This window comes from Novosphingobium sp. CCH12-A3, from assembly GCF_001556015.1.
In the GTDB taxonomy this organism is placed as follows: Bacteria; Pseudomonadota; Alphaproteobacteria; order Sphingomonadales; family Sphingomonadaceae; genus Novosphingobium; species Novosphingobium subterraneum.
This window is the reverse complement of sequence record NZ_LSIA01000117.1, coordinates 51,516-59,365: the sequence shown is the minus strand read 5'-3', so window position 1 is coordinate 59,365 and position 7,850 is coordinate 51,516. Positions and strand designations below refer to the sequence as shown.

5 protein-coding genes and 1 tRNA gene are annotated in these 7,850 nt (G+C 61.1%); 2 read left to right on the top strand and 4 right to left on the bottom strand.

Going from position 1 to position 7,850, the window contains the following annotated elements:
- Positions 1-364: 364 nt before the first annotated feature.
- Both AX703_RS09140 and yghU read right to left on the bottom strand, forming a co-directional pair.
- Positions 365-439: transfer RNA gene (locus AX703_RS09140), tRNA-Gln, on the bottom strand.
- Between the two features lie 88 nt (positions 440-527).
- Positions 528-1,394 carry a glutathione-dependent disulfide-bond oxidoreductase gene (yghU, locus tag AX703_RS09135; protein ID WP_062343710.1) on the bottom strand — a complete coding sequence of 289 codons (867 nt, stop codon included), beginning with the start codon at positions 1,392-1,394 and terminating at the stop codon, positions 528-530.
- A 90-nt stretch (positions 1,395-1,484) separates the two neighbouring features.
- Between yghU and AX703_RS09130 the strand changes: the two genes are divergently transcribed.
- Positions 1,485-2,504, top strand: coding sequence for a DNA topoisomerase IB (locus AX703_RS09130; RefSeq protein ID WP_062343709.1), 1,020 nt, complete (start codon positions 1,485-1,487; stop codon positions 2,502-2,504).
- A gap of 3 nt (positions 2,505-2,507) precedes the next feature.
- On the opposite strand, the gene AX703_RS09125 is transcribed toward AX703_RS09130, so the two are convergent.
- Positions 2,508-3,866: a peptidylprolyl isomerase gene (locus AX703_RS09125; protein WP_062343708.1), complete on the bottom strand. Its 1,359-nt coding sequence runs from the start codon at positions 3,864-3,866 to the stop codon at positions 2,508-2,510.
- 126 nt (positions 3,867-3,992) lie between these two features.
- On the bottom strand, positions 3,993-6,272 hold the full coding sequence (locus AX703_RS09120; protein ID WP_062343707.1) for an LPS-assembly protein LptD: 2,280 nt from the start codon (positions 6,270-6,272) through the stop codon (positions 3,993-3,995).
- Between the two features lie 104 nt (positions 6,273-6,376).
- Here AX703_RS09120 and AX703_RS09115 point away from each other — a divergent pair, with 104 nt between their 5' ends.
- The gene (locus tag AX703_RS09115) at positions 6,377-7,849 is read left to right on the top strand and encodes a leucyl aminopeptidase (protein ID WP_039332623.1); all 1,473 of its coding nucleotides are present in this window, start codon (positions 6,377-6,379) and stop codon (positions 7,847-7,849) included.
- Position 7,850: the final 1 nt, after the last annotated feature.

The following is a 7,850-nucleotide window of genomic DNA, read 5'->3' as shown; positions in this document are numbered from 1 at the left end:
CGGGTCGCTCTCGCCGCCTGATTTAGCTTCGCCGCGGTCCTCGGCGTATGCTTACGCGGTGCCGCGCCCACATCACGAAGAACGCGTTGGCTTACGTGCCCAAGGGCCAAAATACTGTCGTTGCTGCCATACCTCAGGTCTTCCTCCAGCCCCATCAAAGCTGCGCTGCAGAAAGAATGCAGCGCTTCCGAAGTGGATCGCTATCGGCAATGCGGATCTGCCGTCAAAAATGTGGACGGCGCAGCGCGGGGAAAGAGCTGGGACCAGGGTGCACGGGAAAGTTCTCCCCTGAATGGCAACACTTCATGGAAACCCCATGTTTCCAGCGCTTGCCGCACACCAATTTCAAATATTTGGGCACTGCTGGCTGGGGCGGCAGGATTCGAACCTGCGAATGCCGGTACCAAAAACCGGTGCCTTACCACTTGGCGACGCCCCATCAGGAGGCGCGCTTATAGCGTGGTCAGGGCACATGCCAAGAGGGCTTGAAAGGGGTGGCGGAGGTCCGTCCACCCATTTCGATTTCATCAGAAGCCCTTGACGATGCTCTGCAACTTTTCAGGGGGGAGGGCGTCGAAGTCGCTCGCGTCGTGGCGTTCCGCAAGGCCTTTCTGCGAGTTTACAAGCCGGCCCCGCAGTACGCCAGGGCGCGCGTCGATTTCCGCGACCCAGCGTCCGACGTGCTCATATTCGTGCATCGAAAGAAAAGTTGCAGCTTCGCCATAGGCCTCGCCCCGGTAGATGTTGCCAAACCAGGTGTAAGTCGCAAGGTCGGCGATGGTGTAATCGTCACCTGCGAGATAGCTGGTTTTGGCAAGCTGGCGATTGGCGACGTCGAACAGGCGTTTGGTTTCCATCGCATAGCGGTCGATGGCGTACTCTATCTTGATCGGCGCGTAGTTGTAGAAATGGCCGAAGCCTCCCCCGATGAAGGGTGCCGAACCGACCTGCCAGAACAGCCAGGACAAGCATTCGGCACGCGCCTGACCGGATGTCGGCAAGAGGACGCCAAATTTCTCAGCCAGATGCATGAGAATTGCGCCTGATTCGAAAACCCGGAACGGTTCCGGTCCGGACCGGTCGACCATCGCAGGGATCTTGGAGTTCGGGTTGATGTCGACGAAGCCCGTCGTAAACTGATCACCATCGAAGATCTTGATCAGCCAAGCGTCGTATTCCGCTTCGGAGAAGCCCATCTGGAGCAGCTCTTCCAGCATGATCGTCGCCTTCTGACCGTTAGGCGTGCCCAGCGAATAGACCTGGAACGGATGCTTGCCGACGGGCAGCTCGCGCTCGCTTGTGGGGCCGGCGATGGGGCGGTTGACGCTGGCGAAGGCGCCGCCATTGGCCTTGTCCCAAGTCCAGACCTTGGGTGGAACGTACTCTTCTGACATCAAGGGGCTCCTTCTAAATTTGTTAGTGTTACATACTATATCGCGGCTGGTCACGGGAACTGCAAGTGCTCTGCAGCCGTTCGCCAACTCATGGAGAGCAAAGCCGCAAAACTCGTGCATGTCGATGACAACCTTCCCGGCGTGACACGCAGGCGATGCGGCAGAGGCTGGGCCTATTTCGATGCAAAAGGCCGACGCATCGCCGACCGTGCCGAGATTGCCCGTCTGAATGCGATTGCCTTGCCTCCGGCTTATGTGGACACTTGGTACTGTCCCGCTCCTAACGGTCATATTCTGGCGACGGGGACCGATGCGAAGGGACGCAAGCAATATCGTTATCATCCCGACTTCCGAGCCGAACGGGAAAGCGAGAAGTTCGATCGCTGTGCCGCATTCGGGCATCTCCTACCACTGGTCAGAGCGCGTGTGTCGGATGAACTGGAGCGTAGCAAGCTCTCGCGCGACCGCTGCATTGCCAGCGTCGTGCGGTTACTGGACACCGGCGGGATACGCATCGGCAACGAAGCCTATGTGCGAGCCAACAGCAGTTTCGGCGCGACGACGCTGAGAATGCGGCACGCCGAAGTGAAGGGACAGGTGCTTCGTCTGCGCTTCCGGGCCAAATCGGGCAAGGATCGGGAAATGCAGGTAACCGATCGGGGACTCGTCCGCTTCGTGAAAAAGATGCAGGATCTGCCGGGGCAGCACCTCTTTCAGTACCTAGACGAAGATGGCTGCCCCTGCCCGGTGGGCTCGGCAGACGTCAACGACTGGCTGCGCGAGGTGATGGGCGAAGACTTCACTGCCAAGCACTTCAGAACCTGGCGAGCAAGCGTGCTTGGTTTTGCAACATTGGCGCAAGCCCCTGATCAGGTTTCGCTCAAGATGCTGTTGGCGGAAGTCTCGGACCACCTCGGCAACACGCCGGCAATCGCCCGGAAGAGTTATATCCATCCTGCGGTGCTTGGCTTGCTCGATGAGCAAGATCATTGGCGGCAGCAGCTCCGGCTACCTCGCGCGACGCGATGGTTGTCGCGGCACGAGCGAGGGCTGTTGGAGCTGCTAGAAAGTGGCCCGACGGCTGCCGAACTGATCAGAGCCGCCGGTTGATGATCAATTGTATTCGATGACAGCGTCGCGCCGCAGGTCGCGAAGGTAGGTCTGGGCGCGTTTGTTCACGCGATCGTCCTCCATCTGCGCCATCATCTCGTCAAAGTTGGGGCCGCTGGCGACCTGCGGATCATCGCGACCGCAGAGCATCAGTACGCGAACACCCTCGTCGATCGAGCCGAATGGAGGGGTTGTTTGCCCGACCTGAAGGTTCAGCAACGTGTCCTGAAGCTGGGCCGGCAGATCACGGGCCTTGATCTGATCGTTGGCGACAACAGTGGCGCCGATCTTCGTGGCTTGCGCTTCGGCATCGCCACAGCCCTTGATCGCTTTCACGGTCGCAGCAAACTCTGCGGCGCGCTTGGTCGCCTGCTCATTGGTGGTGCCTTTGGCAAACTCGATGGAGATCTGCTTGAGGCTGAGCAAGGCGTCACGCGGATCGGCGGTAAGTACCTGGCGCTTGTCGATGAGGTAAAGGATCGAGAATCCACCACGGATTTCTACCGGGCCTGCAAGCTGCCCGGGAGCCATCGATCCCGCAGCTGACGCCAGCTCAGTCGGTAGCTGCCCAAGACGGATCCAGCCCAGATCACCGCCTACTGAAGCCGTCGACGCTTCCGAGTACTGCCGGGCATAGGCGACGAAACTGCCTCCCTGCTTCAGCTGCTCGACGATTTTCTCTGCGTTCGCAAAGACCTGAGCCTTGTTCTCTTCGGTTGCGGCGAGGAAGATTTCGCCGATGCGGTATTCATCGGTGCCCTTCGAGGCCTGCAGTCGCTGGATGGCTTCCTGCACTTCGCCTTCCGAGATGTTGACGAAAGGCTGTACGTTGCGTCGCAGCAGGTTCTGCCACGCAATTTCACCGCGGATCTGACGCTTGAGCGAAGCTGCTGAAGAGCCGATGCGTGCGAGATACTTTTCCATCGCTTCAGGAGACTGGCCAAAGTTCTGTGTCGCCACGCGCTCATAGGTCGATTCCACTTGCGCGTCGTCGGCCGGTACGTCAGCTGCCTTTGCTTCCTGGATCTGCAGCGTCTCGTCGATCAGATTGCGCAACACCTGCATGCGCAGGCGTTCTGTTTCTTCTGCGCTGATCTTTCCACCGTTGGCCGACACGATCAGGGCTAGACGCTGTTCCACGTCGGTGCCCGTCACGATCTCGCCATTGATGATGGCGGTCGCGCGACGGACGTTCGGATCGTTTGTCCCGAACATGGTTGGATTGGCTGGAATGTTGAGAGGCGCATTTGCTCCCTGCGCCAGAACCGGCGAGGCGGCGATCGAAAGCGCGCCGAGCGCCATGGCGGTGGAACCCAGCGTGCGCGAAACCGCCTTGCGGGTGATCTTCAGCTTGGACGTCATGGTCTTGGAATATGTCCTGTCGAACTGGCGCTCGTAAGGCGGCCTTCTGCTATGATCTCTCTCTGGCCGCGTACGGCTTAACCCAAGCTGAGTGGCGCATCAGACGCAAAAGGGCAATAGAAGAGGCTATTTCACCCCGAGGTTCTTGAGCGAGAGGGATATCTGGAACGAGTTGCCGCGCACCGCGTCACCGATGTTCACATAGTCACGCCGCCAAGTGAACGACAGGTCGAGGCAATCGTCGGTGTAAGCCACGCCGAGGCGGTGCCGCAACATCTGGAACCCATCTGACGTGCGCGTCGGGTCTTCATTCCGGTCCGTCAGGTTTACGATTGCCGAACCAAACACTGAAAACGCACTGGTAATTGGCGTGCGCGCGGCAATGCGCAGCTCTTCACGGTCCTGAAGATCCTCGAACGCGGTCGCAATATTGCGGTTGAGCTTGAGGTAGCCTGCTTCGATGTAGCGGCGATGGTTTCCAATCGTCGCGTCGAACTCGTTGCGGCGCAGCGCGAAGCTGTCCTTGTCGAGCCGGAAGCGGTGCGTGAACTTGATGACGTCGCCGAAACGGACCGTCGTGCGACCAACGTAGTCCGAGGCGCGATTGGTCAACCCGGTGCCGTCGGGCAGAATGGTCGCCTGGCTTGATAGACGATAGCTCTGCCCGATGGTTGTCATGACCCGCAGGCCCGGACGCTGGAACGTCCAGTCAAAGCCATATGTGAAACGTACCCCATCTTCGATACGGTCGTGACCCGGGAAGCGGTTCAGCGCAAAGAGGTTGGTGTCCTCCAGATCGACCGAGCGCGAATCCTCGTTCGGGATTTCGAAATTTCGAACGCCCGGAGTCGCGACGACTTGCAGGCGAGGCGTCAGCACTTGAGTTCCGCCGAACGCATCGCCCACAAAAGGCCACTTCACATCGATGGCTGCGGTGGCAATTCCACGAGTCTGCCAACCGGGCAGGCCCCGATAGATGGCCGTTGTAGTAAGGTCGTTGTCCGAACTGTGATAGGCATCGCCGCGCAAAAGGCCGGTCAGGGTTACTTCCTGACCCATCCCAGTTATCGTGCGCAGATCCCATTGCGCCCGCGCGAAGGCGCGCTGGCTGTCCTGCCCCGCAGTGCGGACGATGGCCAGGCTGTTGGCCTCCAGTTCGAACCGTCCTGGAACACCGTCGAACGCCATCCTCTTGCGATAATCGATCGCTGGCAGGGCGAGCGGCACCATGCCCTGTGGATCGTTGACGCGGACCGTCTGCGTGACCCAGCCGGCAATCGAGAGATAGCTGTCGTCGTCGATGCGCTCGAGGTTCAGCGAAGACCGCAGGCGGTCGTCACGGCTGATGTCGTAGCGGCGCAGGAAGGTGCGGTCGGAGGCAAAACGTGCGTTGCCGGTCAGGCTCCAGTGCGGCGAGAACTGGAGCTTCCCGTTGGCGTCGAGATACCCGCGCCATGATTGCTGGCTGGCGTTGGCTGCGCCCGTCGAGGTACTGCCAAGCGGAATGCGCGCGCTTCGCGTCGCATAGCCGGTAACCTGGAACGCACCGAGGTTGGTGAGATGCCGGTACTTGGCCGTCAGCATCGGTAGCGAGCCGGTATAGAACGTGCCGGTCAGCGCAAGGTCGCGGTTGTCGGCGATGCGCCAGTACCAGGTCTCGCTGATTTCCGCGCCGTTGGCTGCACCAAGCCGGAAGTCGGGAATCAACAGGCCTGTTTCGGCACGGAAGTCCGAGGTGTGTCCCAGGCCGGGCAGTGGCAGGATCGGCACGCCGAACATGTGGAGCGTGGCGCCCTTGTACTTCACGCGCTTCTGCTTGGCGTCGAAATAGACGCGGGCTGCCGTCACTTCCCAACTCGGCCTTTTAGGACAGCCCTTGTCATCTTCGACTGCACAGCCCGAATAGGCCGCGTTCTCGAGCGTCATGTTGCCGGATTCGTCGCGCATGCCGCGTTCGGCGGCAAGGCGGCCCCCGGTACGCAACACCACCAGCAGGTCCTCGATAGCGCCAGCCTTGAATTCGTCCGTCAGCTCGACCTGATCGGTGTAGACGATGTTGCCGTCTTCATCCACGAATCGGATGTTGCCTGTCGCGAGGATCTGCCCTGTGTTGCGGTCCCAGGTGACATTGTCTGCACGCACTGTCTGAACATCGTGGCGCAGCACGACATTGCCCTCGGCAAAGACCTTTTCGGCGTTGCTGTCGTAGCGGACCTTGTCGGCTTCAAAGCGGACCTGATCGTCTACGCTCGATTCGTCGCCGGCGGGCGAGGCCATCGGCGCTTCCTGCGCAAGGGCCTGCGATGCGGCGAGCGGGAACAATGCCGCGGCAGAGGCAGCGGCAATACGCGCAAGGCGCAAGCGACGATCAAGGGCTTGCGGCTGCGGCCGCCGGGCGGGTTGCATGCGCTTGCCTATCGCACCAGTGCACCCTAACTGCAATTCCACAATTTCCGCTTCCCGCCCAGCTTGCGTCGAAGTGTGACGTCCATTCCGTTCAGGAGTTCCCCATGAAGGTCGTTTTCCGCACCAGCGATGCCCCGCTTCCCCGTCTGGTCGCCCGTCTCGTGGCGCAGGATGCGCTGCCGTCCGATCTTGACGCAGTGGTGCGCGAAGGTGCTGCGGCCGCGCGGTTTGCCGGAAAGGTGGGCCAGGTATTCGAAGCTTTCGTTGCGCACGATGCAGGCGTGAAGCGGCTCGCGTTGGCCGGTTTGGGCAAGGCAGACGCCACCGAGCGCAGCGCCAGTCTTGAGAAGGCCGGCGCGGCACTGACCGCAAAGTACCTGACATCGGGCGAGACTTCTTTGGCCATCGACTTCAGCGGCTCGGGCCTGTCCGGTGCCGAGGCCGCGTCCGTTCTGTTCGGTGCACGGCTGCGCGGCTGGCGCCATGATGTCTATCGCACCAAGCTGAGCGATGAGCAGAAGCCGTCGCTGACTGAAATCGTGGCGGTCAATGCCCCGGAAGGCGCTGCGGCAGCTTGGGAAATAGAATCGGCGCTTGCCGAAGGCATCGAGTTTACCCGTGAACTCGTCGCTGAGCCTGCCAACATCATTTACCCCGAAAGCTTCGTCGAGCGCGCCAAGGCGCGGCTCGAGGGCACCGGCGTCGAGATCCTCGTGCTGGGCCTCAAGGAGATGACCGAGCTGGGCATGGGCGCACTGCTTGGCGTGGCCCAGGGTTCGGTTCGTGAGCCGAAGCTGCTCGCCATGCGCTGGAAGGGGGCAGAGGCCGGAGCCTCAAGTTCTTCTGGCCCGACCGCCTTTGTCGGCAAGGGTGTCACCTTCGATACCGGCGGCATCTCGATCAAGCCTGCCGCCGGCATGGAAGACATGAAGTGGGACATGGGCGGCGCTGGCGCTGTTGCCGGGACAATGCTCGCGCTGGCCAAGCGCAAGGCCAAGGCAGACGTCATCGGCGTGTGCGGCCTTGTCGAAAACATGCCCGACGGTAACGCTCAGCGCCCTGGTGACGTGGTGACCTCGATGTCCGGCCAGACGGTCGAGGTGATCAACACCGATGCCGAGGGCCGCCTCGTGCTGTGTGATGCGCTGACCTGGGTGCAGAAGGAGTATTCCCCCAAGACGATCGTCGATCTCGCTACCCTGACAGGCGCCATGATCATTTCGCTCGGCCATGAATACGGCGGCATGTTTGCCAATGACGATGACCTTGCCGCCAAGCTCGATGCAGCCGGCAAGGCTTCGGGCGACAAGCTGTGGCGCTTCCCGCTCGGCCCTTCATACGACAAGCTGATCGACAGTCCGATCGCCGACATGAAGAATGTTGGCCCGCGTTACGGCGGATCGATCACCGCGGCGCAATTCCTCCAGCGCTACATCGACAAGGGCGTGGCCTGGGCGCACCTCGACATTGCCGGCATGGTCTGGGCTGACAAGCCCGGCCAGACCTGGGACAAGGGCGCCACCGGCTTCGGTGTGCGCGTGCTCGACCGCTACGTCCGCGACGTGCTGGAGGCTTGAG